At 64.4% G+C, this 20028-nt stretch carries 19 protein-coding genes and 2 tRNA genes; 13 read left to right on the plus strand and 8 right to left on the minus strand.

All coding sequences use genetic code 11. From position 1 onward, the window contains the following. Positions 1-43: 43 nt before the first annotated feature. Genes cobT through D619_RS0106700 form a run of 4 tightly spaced genes read right to left on the minus strand, consistent with a single transcriptional unit; the run spans position 44 to position 3908 of the window. A complete protein-coding gene (gene cobT, locus D619_RS0106685; protein ID WP_017667803.1) occupies positions 44-1918 on the minus strand; it encodes a cobaltochelatase subunit CobT in 1875 nt (624 codons plus the stop codon). Beyond that, entirely contained in the window at positions 1918-2379 is a 462-nt protein-coding gene (locus tag D619_RS0106690; protein WP_017667804.1) for a DUF3291 domain-containing protein, read from the minus strand. The genes cobT and D619_RS0106690 overlap by 1 nt, the downstream gene beginning before the upstream one ends. 3 nt (positions 2380-2382) lie before the next feature. Then, positions 2383-3369: a cobaltochelatase subunit CobS gene (gene cobS, locus D619_RS0106695; RefSeq protein WP_033373168.1), complete on the minus strand. Its 987-nt coding sequence runs from the start codon at positions 3367-3369 to the stop codon at positions 2383-2385. Positions 3370-3374: 5 nt separating this feature from the next. Further along, positions 3375-3908 carry a J domain-containing protein gene (locus tag D619_RS0106700; RefSeq protein WP_243442614.1) on the minus strand — a complete coding sequence of 178 codons (534 nt, stop codon included), beginning with the start codon at positions 3906-3908 and terminating at the stop codon, positions 3375-3377. Positions 3909-4007: 99 nt separating this feature from the next. Here D619_RS0106700 and D619_RS0106705 point away from each other — a divergent pair, with 99 nt between their 5' ends. The 3 genes from D619_RS0106705 (at position 4008) to D619_RS0106715 (ending at position 5493) form a co-directional block, all read left to right on the plus strand. Next, the gene (locus D619_RS0106705) at positions 4008-4286 is read left to right on the plus strand and encodes a BolA family protein (RefSeq protein ID WP_017667807.1); all 279 of its coding nucleotides are present in this window, start codon (positions 4008-4010) and stop codon (positions 4284-4286) included. Then, the gene (locus D619_RS0106710) at positions 4286-5359 is read left to right on the plus strand and encodes a succinylglutamate desuccinylase/aspartoacylase family protein (protein WP_017667808.1); all 1074 of its coding nucleotides are present in this window, start codon (positions 4286-4288) and stop codon (positions 5357-5359) included. The genes D619_RS0106705 and D619_RS0106710 overlap by 1 nt, the downstream gene beginning before the upstream one ends. A 59-nt stretch (positions 5360-5418) precedes the next feature. Next, positions 5419-5493: transfer RNA gene (locus tag D619_RS0106715), tRNA-Thr, on the plus strand. Here D619_RS0106715 and D619_RS17200 read toward each other — a convergent pair. Then, on the minus strand, positions 5481-5798 hold the full coding sequence (locus D619_RS17200; RefSeq protein ID WP_051033474.1) for a hypothetical protein: 318 nt from the start codon (positions 5796-5798) through the stop codon (positions 5481-5483). The genes D619_RS0106715 and D619_RS17200 overlap by 13 nt on opposite strands. A 175-nt stretch (positions 5799-5973) precedes the next feature. Here D619_RS17200 and D619_RS0106725 point away from each other — a divergent pair, with 175 nt between their 5' ends. Both D619_RS0106725 and D619_RS0106730 read left to right on the plus strand, forming a co-directional pair. Beyond that, positions 5974-7194 carry an acyl-CoA dehydrogenase family protein gene (locus D619_RS0106725; RefSeq protein WP_017667809.1) on the plus strand — a complete coding sequence of 407 codons (1221 nt, stop codon included), beginning with the start codon at positions 5974-5976 and terminating at the stop codon, positions 7192-7194. 97 nt (positions 7195-7291) lie between these two features. Continuing rightward, a tRNA-Leu gene (locus D619_RS0106730) sits at positions 7292-7378 on the plus strand. Between the two features lie 213 nt (positions 7379-7591). On the opposite strand, the gene D619_RS15900 is transcribed toward D619_RS0106730, so the two are convergent. After that, positions 7592-7873, minus strand: a complete 282-nt coding sequence (locus tag D619_RS15900; protein ID WP_017667810.1) for a hypothetical protein — start codon at positions 7871-7873, stop codon at positions 7592-7594. Positions 7874-7979: 106 nt separating this feature from the next. Between D619_RS15900 and D619_RS0106740 the strand changes: the two genes are divergently transcribed. Then, the gene (locus D619_RS0106740) at positions 7980-9047 is read left to right on the plus strand and encodes an MBL fold metallo-hydrolase (RefSeq protein ID WP_026090795.1); all 1068 of its coding nucleotides are present in this window, start codon (positions 7980-7982) and stop codon (positions 9045-9047) included. A 24-nt stretch (positions 9048-9071) separates the two neighbouring features. Beyond that, positions 9072-10052 carry a glutathione S-transferase gene (locus D619_RS15905; protein ID WP_017667813.1) on the plus strand — a complete coding sequence of 327 codons (981 nt, stop codon included), beginning with the start codon at positions 9072-9074 and terminating at the stop codon, positions 10050-10052. Here D619_RS15905 and D619_RS0106750 read toward each other — a convergent pair. Further along, entirely contained in the window at positions 10049-10846 is a 798-nt protein-coding gene (locus D619_RS0106750; protein WP_347574769.1) for a formylglycine-generating enzyme family protein, read from the minus strand. The genes D619_RS15905 and D619_RS0106750 overlap by 4 nt on opposite strands. A gap of 251 nt (positions 10847-11097) precedes the next feature. Between D619_RS0106750 and D619_RS0106755 the strand changes: the two genes are divergently transcribed. Further along, on the plus strand, positions 11098-12951 hold the full coding sequence (locus tag D619_RS0106755; protein WP_243442615.1) for an arylsulfatase: 1854 nt from the start codon (positions 11098-11100) through the stop codon (positions 12949-12951). Positions 12952-12965: 14 nt separating this feature from the next. Here the strand turns inward: D619_RS0106755 and D619_RS0106760 are convergent, their stop codons facing one another. Next, a complete protein-coding gene (locus D619_RS0106760) occupies positions 12966-14639 on the minus strand; it encodes a sulfatase-like hydrolase/transferase (RefSeq protein ID WP_017667816.1) in 1674 nt (557 codons plus the stop codon). 302 nt (positions 14640-14941) lie between these two features. Here D619_RS0106760 and D619_RS0106765 point away from each other — a divergent pair, with 302 nt between their 5' ends. The 5 genes from D619_RS0106765 (at position 14942) to D619_RS0106785 (ending at position 19977) form a co-directional block, all read left to right on the plus strand. Further along, positions 14942-15340: a hypothetical protein gene (locus tag D619_RS0106765; protein ID WP_017667817.1), complete on the plus strand. Its 399-nt coding sequence runs from the start codon at positions 14942-14944 to the stop codon at positions 15338-15340. A 92-nt stretch (positions 15341-15432) separates the two neighbouring features. Beyond that, positions 15433-16500, plus strand: a complete 1068-nt coding sequence (locus tag D619_RS15910; RefSeq protein ID WP_193743266.1) for an alpha/beta fold hydrolase — start codon at positions 15433-15435, stop codon at positions 16498-16500. 132 nt (positions 16501-16632) lie between these two features. Next, a complete protein-coding gene (locus D619_RS0106775; protein WP_081587078.1) occupies positions 16633-17298 on the plus strand; it encodes a TetR/AcrR family transcriptional regulator in 666 nt (221 codons plus the stop codon). Between the two features lie 89 nt (positions 17299-17387). Next, on the plus strand, positions 17388-19250 hold the full coding sequence (locus tag D619_RS0106780) for an NAD(P)/FAD-dependent oxidoreductase (RefSeq protein WP_017667820.1): 1863 nt from the start codon (positions 17388-17390) through the stop codon (positions 19248-19250). A gap of 73 nt (positions 19251-19323) precedes the next feature. Further along, a complete protein-coding gene (locus D619_RS0106785) occupies positions 19324-19977 on the plus strand; it encodes a DsbA family protein (RefSeq protein ID WP_017667821.1) in 654 nt (217 codons plus the stop codon). The last annotated feature ends 51 nt before the right edge of the window (positions 19978-20028 follow it).

Genomic DNA, 20028 nt, shown 5'->3' on the forward strand with positions numbered 1-20028 from the left:
AGAACAGGCGATTCGAAGCAGATTTCGCCGTCTTGCAGGCTGGTCAGCGGCGACTTCTGCCCTTGCGCGAGCCGCCGCCCGCTTTTCCGCCGCCCTCCTCGAACAGCGCGGCCAGGCTGTCGATGATGGTGCCGCCCAGCTGTTCGGCATCCATGATGGTGACGGCGCGGCGATAATAGCGCGTCACGTCGTGGCCGATGCCGATGGCAATCAGTTCGACCGGGCTCTTGGTTTCGATATGACGGATCACGGCGCGCAGGTGGCGTTCAAGATAATTGCCGCTGTTCACGCTCAGGGTGGAATCATCCACCGGCGCGCCATCGGAAATCACCATCAGGATGCGGCGGTCTTCGTTGCGCGCCACCAGCCGATCATGCGCCCACAGCAGCGCCTCGCCGTCGATATTTTCCTTCAGCAGGCCTTCGCGCATCATCAGGCCCAGATTCTTGCGCGCCCGCCGCCACGGCGCATCAGCCTGCTTGTACACGATGTGCCTGAGATCATTCAGCCGCCCCGGCTTGGCCGGACGGCCGGCCTGCAGCCAGGCTTCGCGGCTCTGCCCGCCTTTCCAGGCGCGGGTGGTGAAACCCAATATCTCGGTCTTCACGGCGCAGCGTTCCAGCGTGCGCGCCAAAATGTCGGCGCAGATCGCGGCGATGGAAATCGGCCGACCGCGCATCGATCCCGAATTGTCGATCAGCAGCGTCACCACCGTGTCGCGGAACTCGGTGTCGCGTTCGATCTTGTAGCTCAGCGCATGGGCCGGATTGGTGACGATGCGCACCAGCCGCGCGGCATCCAGAATCCCTTCTTCCTGATCGAAATCCCAACTGCGATTCTGTTGCGCCATCAGGCGGCGTTGCAGCCGGTTGGCCAGCTTGGTCACCGCCGATTGCAGCGGAATCAATTGCTGGTCGAGATAGTTGCGCAGCCGGGTCAGTTCCTCGTCGTCGCACAGTTCGGCGGCGCCAACCACTTCATCGTGCTTCGTCGTATAGGCCTTGTATTCGAAGTCGGGCGGCAGGTCCGAAAGCGGCAGGTTGGGCCGCCACGGCATCATGCCTTCCTCGCCCTCCTCCCCCATTTCGGCGTCCGAAACTTCGTCGGTGTCCATCTCGACTTCGCGCTGTTCGGAATCCTCGGGCGCGTCGCTGCTGTCTTCGGCACGGGTTTCAGTCGACTGCTCGGAGCCGCCGCCGTCGTCCTGCTCCTGGTCTTCGCTGTCCTCGCCGGGCTGTTCCTCTTCCTGGCCGTCAGCACCTTCCTCGGTTTCGTCGCTGGCTTCGTCGGGATCGGCGGCCAGGCCCAGATCGGCGAGCACGTGGCGAATCAGCTGCGCAAACTCGGCCTGATCTTCCATATTCGCGGCCAGCGCATCGAGATGCTTGCCGGCCTGGGCTTCGATATGGCCGCGCACCATGTCCACGGCTTGCTGCGCCGCGCGCGGCACATCGGCACCGGTCAACCGTTCGCGCACCAGCAGGCCCAGGGCCGTGGCCAGCGGCACTTCCTCGGCCGTGCGCGCCCGCACGATCGGATCGGTGCGCACGCGCATTTCGGTCATGCGATCGAGATTGCGTGCGACACCAGCCATTTCGGCGGCACCCAGCGATTCAAAGCGCGCCTGTTCCAGAGCATTCCAGATATCGCGGGCAAGGCCGGAATCCGGCTGATCCGCACCATGCAGTTTCGGATCGTGGAAGCGGCGTTTCAGCGCGAAACTGTCCGCCCAGCCGCGCACTTCGGCCACCTGTTCCGGCGGCAATGCGCGCGCCGGCTGCGGCACCCGCGCCTGATCACCGAAACAGCCCGGCTTGTCGGCCGTATAGGCCAGCTCCATATCCGGCGCATGGCCCAGCGCACGCATGGACGCGGCCACCGCCTGGCGGAAATCCTCGATGGGGCTCGTTTCAGCCATCAGCAGCCTTCCATCACTGGCGCCGGAAAGGCGGACTTGAACCCAAAAGCCTGCGGTGTGGGGCCATAGCGATCAAGCAGCCACAGCCGGCCAAAGCCTTCCACAGCATCGGGACGATGCCCGGCCGGCACCCACCAAAGCGCCTGAAAACTGCCCTTGAACGGCAGAAACCACTGTTTGCGCTGTCGCATTAAATCGCTGTGATTGCTGCGATAGACAAAGGCCGACAGGCTTTCGACATCGGCCCATACCGACATGTTGATCAGCAGATCCGGATCGGCTGTTGGCCGCAGGTCGGTGGCGTTGCCGCTTTCATCCTGCAGCCGCCAGACAAAGCCCGGGCTGGAATCGGCAATGGCGTTGACGGCATCAAGCGCATCAAAGAACCCGGCCACCGCGGTGTCACCTTTCGGTGCCACCATGGTGCCGATATTGATCTGCGCCAGTTGCCATGTCGCCATGGCTTATTTCTTCGCCTTCACCGCCACGCTTTCCGGCAAATCCTCGCCGAACACGCGCTGATAATATTCGGCCACGATGCTGCGTTCGGCTTCGTCGCACTTGTTGAGGAACGACAGGCGAAAAGCGAAACCGACATTGTTGAAGATGACGGCATTCTGCGCCCAGGTTATGACCGTGCGCGGGCTCATCACCGTGGAGATGTCGCCACCCATGAAGCCGGCGCGGGTCATGTCGGCGACGCGCACCATGTTGGAAACCGTCTTGCGGCCGGCCTCGGTATCGAATTCCTTCACCTTGGCGGTGACGATGGCGCTTTCGGTGTGGTGCGGCAGGTAATTCAGCGTGGTGACGATGCTCCAGCGGTCCATCTGGCCCTGGTTGATCTGCTGCGTGCCATGATAGAGGCCGGTCGTATCGCCCAGGCCCACGGTGTTGGCGGTGGCAAACAGCCGGAACCACGGATTGGGCCGGATCACCCGGTTCTGATCCAGCAATGTCAGCTTGCCTTCCACTTCCAGCACGCGCTGGATCACGAACATCACGTCTGGCCGGCCGGCATCATATTCGTCGAACACCAGCGCCGTCGGCGTCTGCAGCGCCCACGGCAGCAGGCCTTCGCGGAATTCGGTCACCTGCGCGCCGTTGCGCAGCACGATGGCATCCTTGCCGATCAGATCGATGCGGCTGATGTGGCTATCAAGGTTGATGCGAACACATGGCCAATTGAGGCGGGCGGCGACCTGCTCGATATGGGTGGATTTGCCGGTGCCGTGATAGCCCTGCACCATCACGCGGCGATTGAAGGCAAAGCCGGCAAGGATGGCCAGCGTGGTATCGGGGTCGAACACATAGGCCGGATCCAGATCCGGCACGCGATCGTCCTTCACCGAAAAGGCCGGCACCTTCATGTCGATATCGACACCGAACACCTCGCGGGCGTCCACCGTCGTATCCGGGGCGTTCATCGCGACCGGCGGGGTTTCATGCATATCGCTCACGTGTTGTTCGACTCCGTCTTGTATCCGGCTGCTGACTTGAGGTGCGTAAAGGCGTTGACCACCGCCTGCAACTTCCCTTCGTGACTTCTGTCCCCCCCATTGCTGTCAGGGTGGTAGCGGCGCACGAGGCCGCGATAGGCGCGGCGGATGTCGGCCGGGGTGGCATTGCGGTCGAGCCCGAGCGCCCCCAGCGCCTGCGCATCGCCCTTTTCACCCCAGCGGCCTGGCGGCGCCTTTGCCCGCAGCGGCTCCTCGAACAGGCCGTGCGGATCGCCAAAGGTGAAGGCCATGCGGCCGCCGCGCACCACATCCTTCTCCCAACCGGCAATGGGCGACTGCGCGGCGTGGATCTCGTCGGGCGTCAGGCCGTCGAAATAATTGTAGCCGGCGTTGAAGGCGCGGACATGATCGAGGCACAGATATTGCCAGCCCCCGACGTCGCCCGGCACCCGGTTCGACCTTGGCGCGCGAAACTCGCCATGCGCGGCGCACCCCGGCCAGGCACAGGCCTGCTCGGCGGGGGTTTCCACCCGCCCATGCCACCGGCTGTGGCGAGGTTGGCTCTGGCTTGAAATTGCTGTCGTCCTTTGCTCTGGCTCCGGTCTATAAACGGCGCCAAAGGAGAAGATATGGGCAAGGTTGCCGCAGAAATCCAATCCCGTCTGGCCGAGGCCCTGCGCCCCACCAGCCTGGAAGTGATCGACGACAGTCATCACCACCGCGGCCATGCCGGCCATCGCGGCGACGATGCCGAATCGCATTTCACCGTCAGGATCAGCGCGGCCAGCTTTGCCGGCCAAAGCCGCATCGCCCGCCAGCGCGCGGTCTATGCGGCGCTTGGCGATCTGGTTGCGCCTGATCGCGTCCATGCCCTGCGCATCGTGGCTTCGGCGCCGGGCGAGGCCTGATGCGCGCCCTGCTTGCCGCCGCCGCCCTGCTGGCGGCCCAGCCGGCGCTGGCCGCCACCGAAGCCGCTGGCAGCCTGGATGGCGTCACCATCATCGATCGGCTGGATGTGAATGATCTGGCGGCGGGCGCGGCCCAGCGCTTCTGGTTTCGCGCCGGGGCCAGCCCCATCGGCCAGCCCTGGCTGGTGCCGGTGGTGGTGGTGAAGGGTGCGCAGCCCGGTCCACGTCTGCTGCTCACCGCCGGCATCCATGGCGATGAACTGAACGGCATCGCCGTGCTGCACCGGCTGGCTGCCACGGTGGACCCGGCGAAACTCGCCGGCACGCTCACGCTTGTCCCCGGGCTCAACCCGCCCGGCCTGCTGCAATCCACCCGGCAATGGACGCCGGACTGGTCGCGCAGCGCGCCCAATCTCAACCGCGAGTTGCCCGGCAAGGAAGGCGGCAGAGCCATCGCCGATTTCGCCGGTCGGCTGTGGAGCCGCCTCATCCGCCCCAATGCCGACAGTGCGGTAGACCTGCACACCCAGTCACGCGGCACCGCCTACATGATGTATGCCTTTGCCTCCACACCGCGCACCCGCCGCATGGCCGAACTGGTGGCGCCCGATATCATCAAGATGGACAAGGGCGAGCGTGGTACGTTGGAAAACACGCTGACCGACGATGGCGTGCCGGCCATCACCCTGGAACTTGGCCGGCCCGAAATGTTCGACGACACCATGATTGCCCGCGCCGAAGCCGGCCTGAACAACCTGATGCGCGAAATGAAGATGCTGCCCGGCAAGGTAACGCCGCCGCCCGCCAGCCTGACCGTGGCCAACGATATTGTCGCCGTGCGCGCGCGCCTGCCCGGCTGGGCCCGCCTGCTGCTGCCGATCGGCAGCGCGGTGAAGAAAGACCAGGCGATTGCGGAAGTGCGCGATGCCTTTGGCCGCAGCCTGGAAACGGTTATGGCGCCAGCCGATGGCCGTATCAACATGATCACCACCGATCCCCGCGTCGCCGCCGGCGACACCATTGCCCGCATCGTCTGGTGGTCTCCCGATCCGGCCTGCGTGAACGGCTGTTGAAACGCGGGTGTTGAGTTGGGCGGGCGCAGCGGCTATCCGCAGCGTCTCAGCACTTGGGGGCCGGATTAGCACAGCGGTAGTGCAGCGGTTTTGTAAACCGAAGGTCGGGGGTTCGATCCCCTCATCCGGCACCAGTTCCCGGTTTTCGTCGCCGGCTGATCACGACGGCCACCAGCATTGTCGCCAGGATTGGGCCAAGCCAGTCCGCCACTTGCGCCAGCTGGGTCCATAGCCGGGCATCGGCGGCGCCCCACCACGGCAGATTGGCCCGCAATCCATCGCCAAACTGTTCGATCCAGCGATATTCCGCCTGCGCCGCCTCTCGCCCGAGGAAATAACCGGAGGCAAGTGCTGCTCCGATCCACCAGTTGCGGCTGATGAGTGCGATCACGGCCTGAATTGCGACAGCGGCCAGTGCATGTTCGACAAGATTGATCATTGGCTCATCGGCTTCCTGTGCTGAACCGACAGTTTGCCCGATGCAACGCGCCATCGAAAGCGGCTGGTCCTACGCAATCGTCCGCTCTTTCCTTTTTGCCAGTGGCCAAGCAGGGTCAGGCGTGACAGCCTTTGTGCTGCACCATGCAATAGACCGCCAAAAGGGAAGCTCTGCCATGCATTTCGATCACAGCGACAAGACCAAGGCCCTGCTGGAAAAGCTGCGCGGCTTCATGGACGAGCATATCTACCCCAATGAAGAGCGCTACCACCGGGAAGTTCAGGAAGGCGATCGCTGGAAGGTGCTGCCGGTCATCGAGGAACTGAAGCCCAAGGCACGCGCCGCCGGCCTGTGGAACCTGTTCCTCAACATCTGCGATCACGACGTGGGCGAATGGAAGGGCCCCGGCCTTACCAACCTCGAATATGCCACGCTGGCCGAGGAAATGGGCCGCGCCGGCTGGTCGTCGGAAGTGTTCAACTGCTCCGCGCCCGATACCGGCAACATGGAAGTGCTGCGCACCTATGGCACCGAAGCGCAGAAGCAGACCTGGCTGAAGCCGCTGATGGCGGGCGAAATCCGTTCCGCCTTCCTGATGACCGAGCCAGCCGTGGCTTCGTCAGACGCGACCAACATCGAAACCTCCATTCGCCGCGAGGGCGATGAATATGTGATCAACGGCCGCAAATGGTGGTCGTCGGGCGTGGGCGATCCGCGCTGCAAGATCGCCATCGTGATGGGCAAGACCGACCCCGGCGCTCCGCGCCACCAGCAGCAGAGTCAGATCCTGGTGCCGCTTGACGCTCCCGGCATCACCAAGCTGCGGCCCTTGAACGTGTTCGGCTTCGACGATGCCCCGCACGGCCATTTCGAGGTGATCCTCGACAATGTCCGCGTGCCGGTCTCCAACATGATCCTGGGCGAAGGCCGCGGCTTTGAAATCGCGCAGGGGCGCCTGGGGCCGGGCCGCATCCACCATTGCATGCGCTCCATCGGCGCTGCCGAGCGCGCGCTGGAAAAGATGGTGAAGCGCCTGAAGAGCCGCGTTGCCTTTGGCAAGCCGATTTCCGAACACAGCCTGTGGCATGAGCGTATCGCCGATTCGCGCATCGCCATCGAACAGGCCCGCCTGCTCACGCTGAAGGCCGCCTACATGATGGACACGGTGGGCAACAAGGCGGCGGCCAACGAGATCGCGATGATCAAGGTGGTGGCGCCCAACATGAGCTGCCTGATCCACGATCACGCCATCCAGGCCCATGGCGGCGGCGGCGTGTGCCAGGATTATGGCCTGGCCAGCGGCTATGCCGGCCAGCGCACCCTGCGTCTTGCCGACGGCCCGGATGAAGTGCACCGTCAGGCGATCGCCAAGAACGAACTGCGCAAATACAACTGAGGCGGGTGAATTGCGGGGAAGGGCTTGCACGTGCAGCCCTCCCCTGCTACCCGCGCCACCTGCCGATCGGGCGCGCAAGCGCCCACTTCCCTGGTGTGCGGCCATGGCGGAATTGGTAGACGCGCAACGTTGAGGTCGTTGTGGCCGAAAGGCCGTGGAAGTTCGAGTCTTCTTGGCCGCACCACCCAGTTAAGTGGTTCAAATTGAACGACTTTTTTGATTTTCGGATTGCCATTTTTAAGGCCGGAAAAATTCCTTCGAGAAGCTGGAAACCTGGCCCGATTTCGGGGCCGCCGAGCCCGGTTGTCCAAAAGTTATCCACGCCGATCATGAAATGACAAAGCTGTGGCCAATTTTGTCACTTTGTTCGAGTCTTGTTGCGAAGCACCACGCAGTTTCAGGGTTGACCGTTTATCGGAGCCCGGGCTGCGCTCTTTCCAAAAACTGCCCATTCTCCGTGGGTTTGCGGCAAGGCCGCGCCCGGCTTGTGGTCAGAGACCCTGTTCTTAGCTGACGTGCTCCCCTGAAATGTGACCGCTTTTTGCCAGACCTCGCCGATGCCCGTCCCATCCTCCGCCTGCTTCAGCACAAAGGCAATCTGCGCCTCCGACAACTTCGATCGCTTCATCGCCTCCTGCGTCTCCCGGCCATCATCCTGAACTGGAATCTTCCAGCTCAAAACGGTCCGGGAAACAGGAAGCCGGTCAAACGCCCAAACGGCAGCTTGAAAACGCAGCCGTTTAATGGAAGTAATTAGACCAATGGATCGGAAAGGGGAAGCAGCGATGAAGCGAATCGCCGTTGGGCTTTTGGCGGTTGTGGCGATCGGCGTGGCTGCGGCCGTTACGTTTCAGAAGCAGATCGGCGCGGCCATATTCGAGCGCGCGGCGCAGGGGGGGCAGGGGCGCGATGAATTGGCGAGCCTGCCAGACGGGCTTCATGTCGGATTGTGCGGCACCGGCTCGCCGATGCCCAATCCCCGGCGCGCCGGGCCCTGCAATGTCGTCATCGCCGGCCGGCAGGTGTTCGTGGTCGACATGGGCGAGAACGGCAATCGCAACCTCAACCTCATGGGCATCAGCGCCGGCGATGTCGATGCCTTGCTGCTCACCCACTTCCATTCGGACCATATCGACGGCATTGGCCCGCTGATGCTGTACCACTGGACCCGCGGCACACGCACCGCGCCGCTGCCGGTCCATGGCCCCGAAGGGGTCGAGCAGGTCGTGGCGGGCTTCAACGCCGCCTACGCGCTCGATCACAGCTACCGGATTGCGCATCACGGTGAACAGGTCGTACCGCGCAGCGGCGGAGGGGCGGCGGCACGGCCCTTCGCAATTCCGGACAACTCGGCCACCGTGATGCAGGGCGGCGGCCTCACCGTGACGGCGTTCAAGGTCGATCACGATCCGATCAAGCCCGCGGTCGGCTATCGCTTCGACTACAAGGGGCGCGCGCTGTGCATCAGCGGCGACGCCGCCAAATCGGCCAACCTGATTGCCACCTGCAAGGGCGCTGACCTGATTGTTCATGATGCCTTGCAGCCGCGGTTGCTCGCGCATGTGGAGGCGGCCTTCGCCGCGCAAGGCAGTGCCAACACTGCCAAGATCTTCCGCGACATCCAGGATTATCACGCCTCCCCCGAACAGGCGGCAGAGAGCGCGCAGGAGGCAGGGGCGCGGATGCTGGTGCTTTCGCACCTGGTGCCGCCGCTGCCGTTCGCCTATCTCTACCCTGCTTTCCTCGGCGATGCGCCGGCGCGGTTTGATGGCACGGTCGTGGTGGGCGAGGATGGCATGCTGTTCTCGCTCCCGCCGCAGAGCACAGCTATTGATCGCCGCACGCTGATGTGAGGTGCCGTTGTGAGGCAAGATGCAATGTACAAGCTCCACGGCGCGCTGGCGTCACCCTATTCGATGAAGATGCGGGCGATCCTGCGCTATCGCCGGATCCCGCATATCTGGTCGCAAGGCCCGGCGGTACGCGCGGCGCAGGCACATGTGAAGGCACCGGTCATCCCGGTGCTGGAATATCCCGAAGGGCATTTCGCCAACGACAGCACGCCGCTGATCCACGATCTCGAAGCCCGGCACGCCGAGCGTTCGATCGTCCCCGAGGATCCGGCGCAGGCCTTCATCGCGCAGCTGATCGAGGATTTTGCCGATGAATGGCTGACCAAGGCGATGTTCGGCTATCGCTGGCTTGAGGCCGTGGATCAGGACCAGATGAGCCACTGGCTCGCCTTCGATCTGTTCCAGGGCGGCGGCTTGGCGCAGATCGATGCCTTTGCCAACGTCTTCCGCGACCGGCAGGTCGGACGCATGGCGCTGGTTGGCTGCACCGCTGAAAATTTTCCGCTGATCGAGGCCTCGACCCGCCGGGTGCTCGCCGCGCTGGAAGCGCATGTGACGACGGGCCACTGGCTGTTCGGCACCCGTCCGTCGCTGGCGGAGTTCGGGATCTACGGACAGGTCTCGCAGCTCGGCGTCGATCCGACCGCGCAAGCGATGATGCGCCGCGATTATCCCTACACCTATCGCTGGCTGGCCCATGTCGACGATGCCTCGGGCGTAGAGGGCGACTGGGCGCCGGGCTGGCCGGCCGTGGTCGAGGCGCTGGTCGGCGAAGTGGGCCGCATCTACGCGCCGTTTCTGCTCGCCAACGAAGCTGCCCTGGCGGCAGGGCAGAGCCGCTTCCGGATCAAGATTGACGGGTTGCCCTACGAACAGGGAAGCTTTGGCTATCAGGTGAAGTGCCTGCTCGCCTTGCGCCGCAGCCATGCCGAGCTGCCCCCGGCGGCGCGCGCCGAGGTCGATGCGTTGCTGGCGCGCTGCGATTGCCTGGCGCTGTTCGCCTAGCCCGGCGCAGGCCGCTGATTGTCGACAAGGCGGAAGCCGATATGATCGGTGCCGAGATCGCGTTCCTGGTACTGGCGGGCGGCGGGGCGGTAGCGGGCGCAATAATTGGCCGCACACAGATAGGAACCGCCCTTGATCACATTGGCCGGCTGGCCCGGGCGGGCGGCATTGCTGGTCCATTCCCAGACATTGCCGATCATGTCGTGCAAGCCGAAGCCATTGGCAGGGAAGCAGCCGACCGGCGCGCGCGCCGTATAGCCATCATCGCCCATGTCGCGAACCGGGAAGACGCCCTGATACGTGTTGGCCGTCGGTTTTCCCGCCGCATCCACAGGCTCCGGCACGGCAGCCGCGCCGGCGCGCGCCGCATATTCCCATTGCGCCTCGCTCGGCAGGTTCAGCCCCGCCCAGCGGGCATAGGCACGTGCGTCATCATAGGTGACCTGCACCACTGGATCATGGTCGCGCCCGGTGATCGTGCTCTGCGGGCCTGACGGGTGTCGCCAGTTGGCACCGGGCACCCAACCCCACCAGTTGAGATTGTCGGGCGTGGGCACACGGAACACCGCCGAGCCCGGCTGGCGCATGGCGGGCGGGGCACCAGCCAGCGCGGGCGGATCGCGCTCGGCTTCGGTGTGATAGCCAGTGGCGGCGACGAAGGCGGCAAACTGGGCATTGGTGACTTCGGTCCGGCTCATCCAGAAGCCGGCGACCTCGACCACGCGCGCCGGTCCTTCCTCGGGGTAGCGGGCGCCCTCGCCCATCGTGAAGCGGCCACCGGGGATCCAGACCATGTCGGGCCTGGCAAGCCCCGTGCAGGCCGCGGCGGCCGGTCCGGGCGCGCGCTGCTGGGGAGCCTCGCCGCAGGCGGAGACAGCCAGCAGCCCCGCTGCCAGGAAAACGCGCCTGATGTCCGCCGCCGATTGGATCATGCCTGCTGGTCCCGCCTTTCATCGCCCATTGCAATCGACAACAATGGCCTGCCAATTCGTTGACAACAACCTTGCGTGTAATATAGCCGATTAACGCCATGGAGGTCGAGCAGATGCAATTGGGTCGATCGATGCTGCCGGGCCCCTCTCCGGCCGCGCCCTCCCCGGCGCCGCCGATGCCGGCTCGGCGCAAGCGACTGCTGCTGTCTCTCCTGGCCTTCACCGCACTGGTGGGCGCCGGCCGGCCGGCGGACACCGCCGATCAGCGCCCCAATGTCGTCATCATCCTCGCCGACGATGTCGGATTGATGGATTTCGGCGTCTATGGCGGCGAGGCGCGCACGCCGAACATCGACGCGCTGGCGGCGCGCGGGGCCTTGTTCACCCAGTATCGCGCCTCGCCGCTGTGTTCGCCGTCACGGGCGATGCTGCTGACCGGGATGGATGCGCACCAGACCGGTATCGCGACCATTCCCGAAGTTCTGCCCGGCGAACAGCGCGGCCGGCCGGGCTATGCAATGGCGCTGGAGCCAGGCGTGCTGACGCTGGCCGACCGCTTGCGCGCGCAAGGCTATCGCACGGTGATGGCGGGCAAGTGGCACATGGGCGAAGCGGCCGGTGAGATGCCGCAAGCGCACGGGTTTGATCGCAGTTTTGCACTGGCCGCTTCGGGTGCGGACAATTGGGACGACCGTTCCTACATGCCCTATTACAAGGATGCGCCCTGGTATGAGGATGGGGTCGAGGCCAGCCTGCCCGAGGATCATTATTCCTCGCGCTTCATCGTCGACAAGGTCATCGCCTATCTCGGCAAGACCGATCCGGGCAAGCCGTTCCTGGCCTACCTGCCCTTTCAGGCCGTCCATATTCCCGTGCAGGCCCCGCGGTCGTTCATCGACCACTACAAGGGCCGCTATGACAAGGGCTGGGAGGCGCTGCGCGCCGAGCGCCACCGCCGGGCGCAGGCGTTGGGCCTGATCCCGCAGGGCGTGCCGATGGCCGCCTTGCCGCCGGGCCACCGCCGTTGGGACAGTCTCTCGCCCGCGGATCGGGCGCTTTATGCGGCGCGCATGGAAGTGAATGCGGCGATGCTGGAAGCGATGGATTTTCACATCGGACGGCTGATCCAGCACCTCAAGGCAAGCGGCGCCTATGACAATACGATCTTCGTCGTCTCCTCCGACAATGGCCCTGAACCCTCGCGCGGGGACGATAACGCCAGCCTCACTGCCTATCATTGGCTGACCGGTTACGACATCGGCGCCGGAACCATGGGCGGCCCCGGCCATTGGGGGTTCATTGGCCCGGAATGGGCGGCTGCCGCCGCCACGCCGGGCGCCTGGTACAAATTCTATGCCACCGAAGGCGGGATCCGCGTGCCGCTGATCATGGCTGGCCCAGGCATCGCCCCGCAGCGCATCGCCAGCCCGGCGATGATCACCGATATTGCCCCGACACTTCTGGCCTGGCTCGGGATCGACCCACAGACGAGCGCAGGCAAGCCGATGACGGGGCGCAGCCTCACCCCGGTGCTGAGCGGCGAGGCGACCAGCGTCTATGGCCCGGACGAGGCCCGCGCCGTCGAGGTTTCAGGCAACAGCGCGCTCTATCTGGGCGACTACAAGATCACCCGCAGCGTGCCCCCGGTCGGCGATGGCCAGTGGCGGCTCTACAATCTGGCACGCGATCCGGGCGAGACGACCGACCTCAGTGCCAGCGCGCCGGCGATCAAGGCGCGGCTGCTGGCGGAATATGATGCCTATGCCAGGCGGATGGGCGTGCTCGAGATGCCGGAGGGCTATGATTCCACCGCCCAAATCGTCCGGAACAGCACCGTGCGGCTGCTCGGTAATTACCCCTGGCTCTACCTGGTGCTGGCGGGCACGCTGCTGGCGGTCGTTGCCGGTCTCTGGCTGGCGCTGCGCCTGATGCGGTCGCTGGTCCGCCAGCGCCGGACGGTGCGCTAGTCCGGCGCTCCGCTTCAGTTGGGCCAGAGGATATATTCATCGCCCTTCGCGACGGCCTGGTTGATCGTCTTGTCGAGCAGGACCGGGCTGATCAGGCTGTGCGGCCACAGCGACGGCACCGCATTGGCGTGATGCGCCGCCAGCAGCGCCTTCAGCTGCGCGACCTTCTGCGGCTGGCTTGTCGCAAGGTTGGCCTTCTCGCCCGGATCGGATGCGAGGTTGAACAGCCAGAGCTTGTTCTGATTGCCGTCCACCTGCAGTTTCCAGTCGCCGGCGCGCACCACCCGATAGGCGCCTGATTGCCAGAAGATCGCATCATCCTTGCGCTTCACCGGGGCGTTACCGAAGGCGGCGGGCATGATGTTGACTCCGTCGATCACGCGGTCGGCGGGCAAGGCCGCGCCAGCGGCCGAGGCCAGGCTGGGAAACAGATCGATATGCGCGACCGGCGTCTTGACGACCGTGCCCGGCGCGATCCGGCCCGGCCACCGGACGAACATCGGCACCCGGATGCCGCCTTCGAACAGGGTAATCTTCCAGCCCCTGAACGGCGCATTGACCTGGGGCAGCCCGACATAGCCGGCGCCGCCATTGTCGCTGCTGAGCACGACGATCGTGTTGTCGGCCAGCCCCTCGGCCTCGAGCTTGTCGAGCACCCGCCCGACGCTGCGATCGAGCGCGCGGATCATCGCGGCATAGACACGCTCGCGGTGCGGCGTGATATCGCCGACCGCCTCAAAATCGGCCCGCGTCGCCTGCAGCGGCGTGTGCGGTGCCCAGTGCGCGAGATAAAGGAAGAAGGGACGGTTCTTGTTCGCCTCGATCACCCGCATCGTTTCGTCGGTCCACCAGTCGGTCAGATAGCCCGCCGGCTTGAACGGTTTGCCGCCATTGAAGGAGGCGGCATAGCTGAGCGCGGCCCACAGGAACTTGTCGATCGGATCGAAATCCAGCCGCGCGTTGACCGCTTGCGGATCGTCCTCGGGCAGATACAGGCCGCTGTGCATCAACAGGCTTTCATCAAAGCCCTGCGCGTTGGGCAGGAACTCCCGGCGGTTGCCCAGATGCCATTTGCCGATGTGCACCGTGTGATAGCCACGCTGCTTGAGCAGTTCGGCGATGGTGATTTCCGATCCCGGCAGCCCCTTGTCGGCAAAGGGCACGCGATCATCATCGATCGCGGGATTGACCTGCAGGCCGGGCAGGTGGCTTTGCGGGCGCCCTGATGCAAACGCGGCCAGCGCGCTGGTCATGCCGTTGGGCGTGGGCGTGAATTCAAAGCCGGTGCGGGTGGGATAACGGCCGGTCATCAGCATGGCGCGCGACGGCGCGCAGGTGCCGGTGCCGGAATAGGCCTGGCTGAAGATGGCGCCTTGCGCGGCCAGCCGGTCGATGTTGGGGGTAGGAACCCGGCCCCCGGCAATGCCGCCGCCAAAGGTGGTGATGTCGTTGTAGCCCAGGTCATCGAGCAGGATGAAGACGATGTTGGGCGGCCGCTCGGCCTGCGGCGCGGCGGTTTCGGCAGGGCCCTGGTTCCAAGGGACGGTCTGCGTCGGTCCGGCGTCGATACGGTTCTTTGCTGCCTGGTTGAGCGCGATATATTGGACGATGGCCGCGCGATTGAACCAGCCGACGCCGGCGAGCAGCAGCACGGCGACCAGCCCGACGATCCCGATCCGCTTGAACATTCCGGATGCCCCTCTTGCGCGCCGCACTGGTGCCCGCAATCCGGAGTGCAATCCCGGGCCTGCGGCCTTGCTGGCTCATTCGGGGCGCAGATTAATATAATCAATTAGTCGACGCAAGGTGCAGCAAGCGGGACAGGCGCCGCGTCCGCCGTCGGGCGTCCTCGACACGTCTGCGCTTGCCGACGGGAAAATAATGTATAGCATTAGGTCATCCGTCGGCGTGCGCGGACAGAGGCACCTGGACGCTGTCCGGGCAAATCGGCCTGTCACGCATCCTTCTGGCGAACACAGGAGTCAGCACAATGGCCAGCATTCTGAAGCGACTCGTGCGACTGCCGCCCTTGCTGCTGGCGCTGATCTTTGGTGCCCAAGGGATAATGTGGCTGGTCGATCCCGTGCGTGCAGCCCGATTCTGGGGCTTTGCGGTTCCCGAAAACGGTATGGGATTGAGCTCGATGATCGGGGCCATGGCGGGTTGGGGCCTGACTATTGCCATCTGCCTGGCGCTCGCGCTGATCCGCAGGGAGCGGTTCTGGTATTATCCGCCGATGATGATCTTCGCCTGTCTGGCGCTCGGCCGGTTGGTTGCCGGTGCCGCGCACGGGGCACCGCCGTTGCCGGAGCGCATCGTGCCCGAACTGGCATTTGCCGGGCTGCTGTTTCTTGCTGCTCGGTTCGCTGGCACAGTGCGTGAACCTTGATCCGTACGCGGCGTTGTGCCAAGCCCACGCCTAATGTATCGCATTATCATATGTTGGTCGGTGAGCCGCTGACGGCCATAGGAGCGCTGAACATGTTGACGAAGTTGCTGATCGGGCTTGCTCTGCTGCTGGTGTCTGCACTGGTCGCCATGTTCTGGATGACCAGGGACGGATCGGTTGTCACGCCGCAGGGGTCGGGAACCGTCGCCACTGCGTCTGGCCAATTCGAGGCCTTCCCGCTCCCCGACTATGCGGACAAGGCCCTGCCCGGGGGCTACAAAAGCTATCTGGTCGAAGTCGAACCGGGCATAAAGATCCATGTGCTGGAAGCCGGGTCAGGCATTCCGATCTATCTTCAGCACGGCAACCCGACCAATGGCCTCTTGTATCGCAAGGTCTGGCAGGCGCTCCCGACCGACCGGATGCGGCTGATCATGCCGACGATGGTTGGTCTCGGCTTTTCCAGCAAGATCCCGGCGAGCCAGCACACACTGGAGAACCACATACGCTGGATGAACACGGCGCTGCGCCAGTTGAAGCTGGGCGGGGTGGTCTATGTTGGCCAGGATTGGGGCGGTGCCGTGGGGCTTGGCGCGTTGATGCGCTCGCCCGAACTGCTCAGGGGGATGGTCGTTCTCAACACCGGATGGACTGCGCCAAAGGAAAAATTCGAACTGTCGCGCCCTCATGCCATTGCCGCCACGCCGATCGTTGGCGAAATCCTGCTGGAGAATGTCGTCTCGCTGTTCGACCGACTGCACGAGACACAGGGCGATCCGGCATCGATCCCGCCTGACGTTGCTGCGCTTTACGGGCGGCCGGTAATTGAGAGCGGCAACCGGAAAGGCCCGCTGGCGCTGATGCGGATGGTCCCCACCGGCCCCGATCACCCCACGTCCAAACCGATGGCGGCGATCGAACATTATGCCGGCACATTGAACATCCCGACAGAGATAGTCTGGGGCATGCGTGACCCGATCCTGGCCCGCGCGCTGCCGACGATGAAGGCCATGTACCCCACGGCGCACGTCACCGAAACCCAGGCCGGCCATTTCCTGCAGGAAGAGGTGCCGGTTGAAATTGCCGATGCGATCACGCGTGTGGTCGCGGCCGTGCAGGCGGAACAACCAGCGTTGCGCGCAGCCGCCAAACCGGAATGAGATCAGGCGCCCCCTGTTCGCTGCCCCCTGTTCGCTGCCACGGGTTCGCTGCTACGGGGCGAATGGCCAGCGGCATCGTTTCCCCGCGCGTCACCGGACACCGACCTCGACTTGCTATCTTTCTGCGGGAGGATGATAGGTTTCATGATGCCAATGCCTGGCATGACGAGCGGAACCATGGACGTTTCACACCGAACTGACACCAAGGCCGAACTGCTGCGCTCGGCCGAGCGGCTGATTGCCGAGAAGGGCCTTGGTTCGGTATCGGTGAAGATGATCACCACCGATGCCGGCGCGCGCAATCCCAGCGCGGTGCATTACCACTTCGGCAGCATCGAGAGCCTGATCGAGGAAGTTTTTGCCAAGCGCTTTCGCGAGATCGAGGCCGAGCGGGCGGTGCGGCTGGAACGGGTCACTCAAAGCGATCCCCAGGCACGGTTGGTGGCGCTGGTCGAAGCGGCGATCGGTCCCTTCATCGAAGCCTGCCTTGAAGACAATGGGCGCGTCTACGCCCGGTTCTGCCTTCAGTTCGTGTCGGATCCGCGGTTCGACTATGCCAAGCTGATTATCAACGCCGGGGCGCAGAGCTTTGTGCGACTGAGCGAGGAGATCATCGCCTGCCTGCCGCACATTCCGCTTGAAACGCTGGAGGCCCGGATGCGGCAGAGCTTCGTGATCGCGTTGGTGCAGGCCGTGAGCTTTGCCCGCGCGGTCGAAGCGGGGACGGCGCCGCCTGTGGACGCCGCGGTCAGGGAGGCGGCCACCTGCCTCGCGGCTTATCTGAGCGCGCCTGCCTGACCAACAATGGTCAGCCTGCCAACTTGACAGAATAATGTAATGCATTAAATTCCTCGCATTGCAGCGCACCAGCCGCGTGAGGGGATTGCATGATGACGACAGTGCTCGACAGGGCTGACATCAAGGCAAAATACGCCGCCGAGCGCGCCAAGCGGCTGCGCCCCGAAGGGAATGATCAATATCAGCGGCTTTCGGGCAAGTTCGCCGCCCTCGCCGCCGATCCTTATACCCCGTTCATCGAACGCGCGCCGGTTGCCGACCATGTCACCTTTGCCTTCGTCGGGGCCGGCATGTCCGGGCTGGTGGTCGGCGCGCGGCTCAAGGAAGCGGGGATCGACAGCTTTCGCCTGATCGACAAGGCCGGCGGCGTCGGCGGCACCTGGTACTGGAACCGCTATCCCGGTGCGCGCTGCGACACGGCGGCGATGATCTATCTGCCGCTGCTGGAAGAGACCGGCTATATCCCAAGCGAGAAATATGTCCGTGGCCCCGAAATCCTCGCCCATTGCGAGCGGATCGCCGCGCACTATGGCCTGTACGACAAGGCCCTGTTTCACACCGAGGTATCGAGCATCGAATGGCAGGAGGCCACGCGGGTCTGGCGGATCACCACCAACCGCGGCGACGATTTCACCGCCAAATATGTCGCGATCGGTACCGGGCCGCTGCACGTCGCCAAGCTGCCAGGGATAGCGGGGATCGAGACTTTCAAGGGCAAGTCGTTCCACACCAGCCGCTGGGACTATGATTATACCGGCGGCGATGCGAACGGCGCGCCGATGGACAGGCTTGCCGACAAGCGGGTCGCGGTGATCGGTACCGGAGCAACCGGCGTGCAGTGCATCCCGCAACTGGCCAGGACGGCCAAGCAGCTTTTCGTCTTCCAGCGCACGCCGTCGTCCGTTGATGTGCGAGGCAACCACCCGATCGATCCGCAATGGTTCGACAGCATTGCAAGACCGGGCTGGCAGAAACGCTGGATGGACAATTTCGTCGAGAACATGGGAGGCGGCATCCCGTCCGAAGATCTGATCAACGACGGCTGGACTGAAATCTCGCGCCGTATTCGGGAAAAGGCCCTGGGCAGCACGCCGGCCTGGCTGGCAAAGGCCGGGATGCGCGCACGCGAGGCTTTCAATCGTCCGCCAATTCAAATGGGAACGGACCGGGTGCGGGCGGCGTTCGAGGAGGCGGATATCGAGAAGATGGAGGAAATCCGCGCCCGGATTGCAACCGTGGTCCAGGATCCGCACACCGCAGAGCAGCTCAAGCCCTGGTATTCGCAGCTCTGCAAGCGGCCGTGCTTCAGCGATGAGTATCTTCCCGCCTATAACGCGCCCAACACCATTCTGGTCGATACCGACGGCAAGGGGGTCGAGCAGATCACCGAAACCGGCCTTGTCGTGGGCGGCAAGCTCTATGAGGTCGATTGCATCATCTACGCCTCGGGCTTCGAATATGGCGCCAATTTCCAGCTGAAGACGGGCTTCGACCTCAAGGGCCGTGGCGGCCAGATGCTCTCCGAATATTGGGCGGATGGCCTGCAGACCCTGCACGGGCTGCACATGCACGGTTTCCCCAACGCCTTTGCCGTGCAGATGAACCAGGGCGCCAACATGGTCTCGAACATTCCGCACAACATCGTCGATCATGCCGCCACCATCGCCCAGGTGGTCGCCCATGCCGAGCGCGGGGGGTTCGCCGAAATCGAGCCCACCCAGGCGGCGGTATCGGACTGGGTGCAACTGATCCTGACGGCACCGCCGTCCATGATCACCTCATCAGACTGCACCCCCGGCTTCTGGAATAATGAAGGCCAGGGCTGGAACGAGAAGTTCCGCCGTTCGCAAGGCCACCCGGGCGGCGCCGGGGGCTTTTTCCGGCATATCGAGGCGTGGCGCGAGTCGGGGCGCAGGTCTGGGGACTTTGCCGGGCTGGTTTTCAGCAAGTGACAGATACGGCGGGGAAGGCGCCTTCCGGCCCCGCGCGTGAGATCAGGTCGGGATTGCGAGAGGGAAAAAGGCCGTGACCGAAATCGTTGATGTGTACTGGTCGTTCCGCAGCCCCTACTCGCGGCTGGTGACGGCTGACCTGCTGCAACTGCGGGACGAATTCGATGTCGATGTGCAACTGCGGGTCGTACTGCCGCTGGCGGTCCGCAACCCGAAGGCGCTGTTTGATCCGAGCAACCGCAAGCCCCCCCGCTATATCATGATGGACAGCATCCGCCGCGGCGAGATGCTTGGTCGCCCGATTGTCCTGCCGGCCGATCCGGACCCGATCGTGCAGGATTTCCAGACAATGACCATCTCCAGCGAGCAGCCCCATATCTACCGCCTGTCCAAGCTCGGCGTGGAGGCCAACCGCCATGGCCGCGGCGTGGAACTGGCCGACCAGGTGGCCGCCCTGATCTTTGGCGGTACCAGGGGGTGGGACAAGGGCGATCTGCTCGGGCAAGCCGTGGCCCGGGCCGGGCTGGACCTGGCACTGCTCGACGCTGCCATCGCAAGCGGCGATCACATGGAAGAGATCGAACGCAATCAGCAGGCGCTCGACGCTGCCGGCCACTGGGGTGTGCCGACCATGGTGTTTCGCGGTGAGCCCTTCTTCGGCCAGGACCGGATCGAGACGCTGCGCTGGCGTCTCACCCGCGCCGGGCTTCCCAGGAGCAAATCATGACGCCGCGGACACAGCCGCTGGCCGGCCGTACGGCTGAGGTTAATGTAGTGC

Origin of the sequence: Sandarakinorhabdus sp. AAP62, from assembly GCF_000331225.1 — a bacterium.
Lineage (GTDB): Bacteria > Pseudomonadota > Alphaproteobacteria > Sphingomonadales > Sphingomonadaceae > Sandarakinorhabdus.

What these genes read in the sequence shown, in the direction of transcription:
- D619_RS17200 (WP_051033474.1), bottom strand. Translation starts at nt 5,798, where the DNA reads ATGATCAATCTTGTCGAACATGCACTGGCCGCTGTCGCAATTCAGGCC.
- D619_RS0106725 (WP_017667809.1), top strand. Translation starts at nt 5,974, where the DNA reads ATGCATTTCGATCACAGCGACAAGACCAAGGCCCTGCTGGAAAAGCTG.
- cobT (WP_017667803.1), bottom strand. Translation starts at nt 1,918, where the DNA reads ATGGCTGAAACGAGCCCCATCGAGGATTTCCGCCAGGCGGTGGCCGCG.
- D619_RS15905 (WP_017667813.1), top strand. Translation starts at nt 9,072, where the DNA reads ATGTACAAGCTCCACGGCGCGCTGGCGTCACCCTATTCGATGAAGATG.
- D619_RS0106780 (WP_017667820.1), top strand. Translation starts at nt 17,388, where the DNA reads ATGATGACGACAGTGCTCGACAGGGCTGACATCAAGGCAAAATACGCC.
- D619_RS0106775 (WP_081587078.1), top strand. Translation starts at nt 16,633, where the DNA reads ATGATAGGTTTCATGATGCCAATGCCTGGCATGACGAGCGGAACCATG.
- D619_RS0106710 (WP_017667808.1), top strand. Translation starts at nt 4,286, where the DNA reads ATGCGCGCCCTGCTTGCCGCCGCCGCCCTGCTGGCGGCCCAGCCGGCG.
- D619_RS0106755 (WP_243442615.1), top strand. Translation starts at nt 11,098, where the DNA reads ATGCAATTGGGTCGATCGATGCTGCCGGGCCCCTCTCCGGCCGCGCCC.
- D619_RS0106760 (WP_017667816.1), bottom strand. Translation starts at nt 14,639, where the DNA reads ATGTTCAAGCGGATCGGGATCGTCGGGCTGGTCGCCGTGCTGCTGCTC.
- D619_RS0106690 (WP_017667804.1), bottom strand. Translation starts at nt 2,379, where the DNA reads ATGGCGACATGGCAACTGGCGCAGATCAATATCGGCACCATGGTGGCA.
- D619_RS0106740 (WP_026090795.1), top strand. Translation starts at nt 7,980, where the DNA reads ATGAAGCGAATCGCCGTTGGGCTTTTGGCGGTTGTGGCGATCGGCGTG.
- D619_RS0106765 (WP_017667817.1), top strand. Translation starts at nt 14,942, where the DNA reads ATGGCCAGCATTCTGAAGCGACTCGTGCGACTGCCGCCCTTGCTGCTG.
- D619_RS15910 (WP_193743266.1), top strand. Translation starts at nt 15,433, where the DNA reads ATGTTGACGAAGTTGCTGATCGGGCTTGCTCTGCTGCTGGTGTCTGCA.
- cobS (WP_033373168.1), bottom strand. Translation starts at nt 3,369, where the DNA reads ATGCATGAAACCCCGCCGGTCGCGATGAACGCCCCGGATACGACGGTG.
- D619_RS0106750 (WP_347574769.1), bottom strand. Translation starts at nt 10,846, where the DNA reads ATGGTCTGGATCCCCGGTGGCCGCTTCACGATGGGCGAGGGCGCCCGC.
- D619_RS0106705 (WP_017667807.1), top strand. Translation starts at nt 4,008, where the DNA reads ATGGGCAAGGTTGCCGCAGAAATCCAATCCCGTCTGGCCGAGGCCCTG.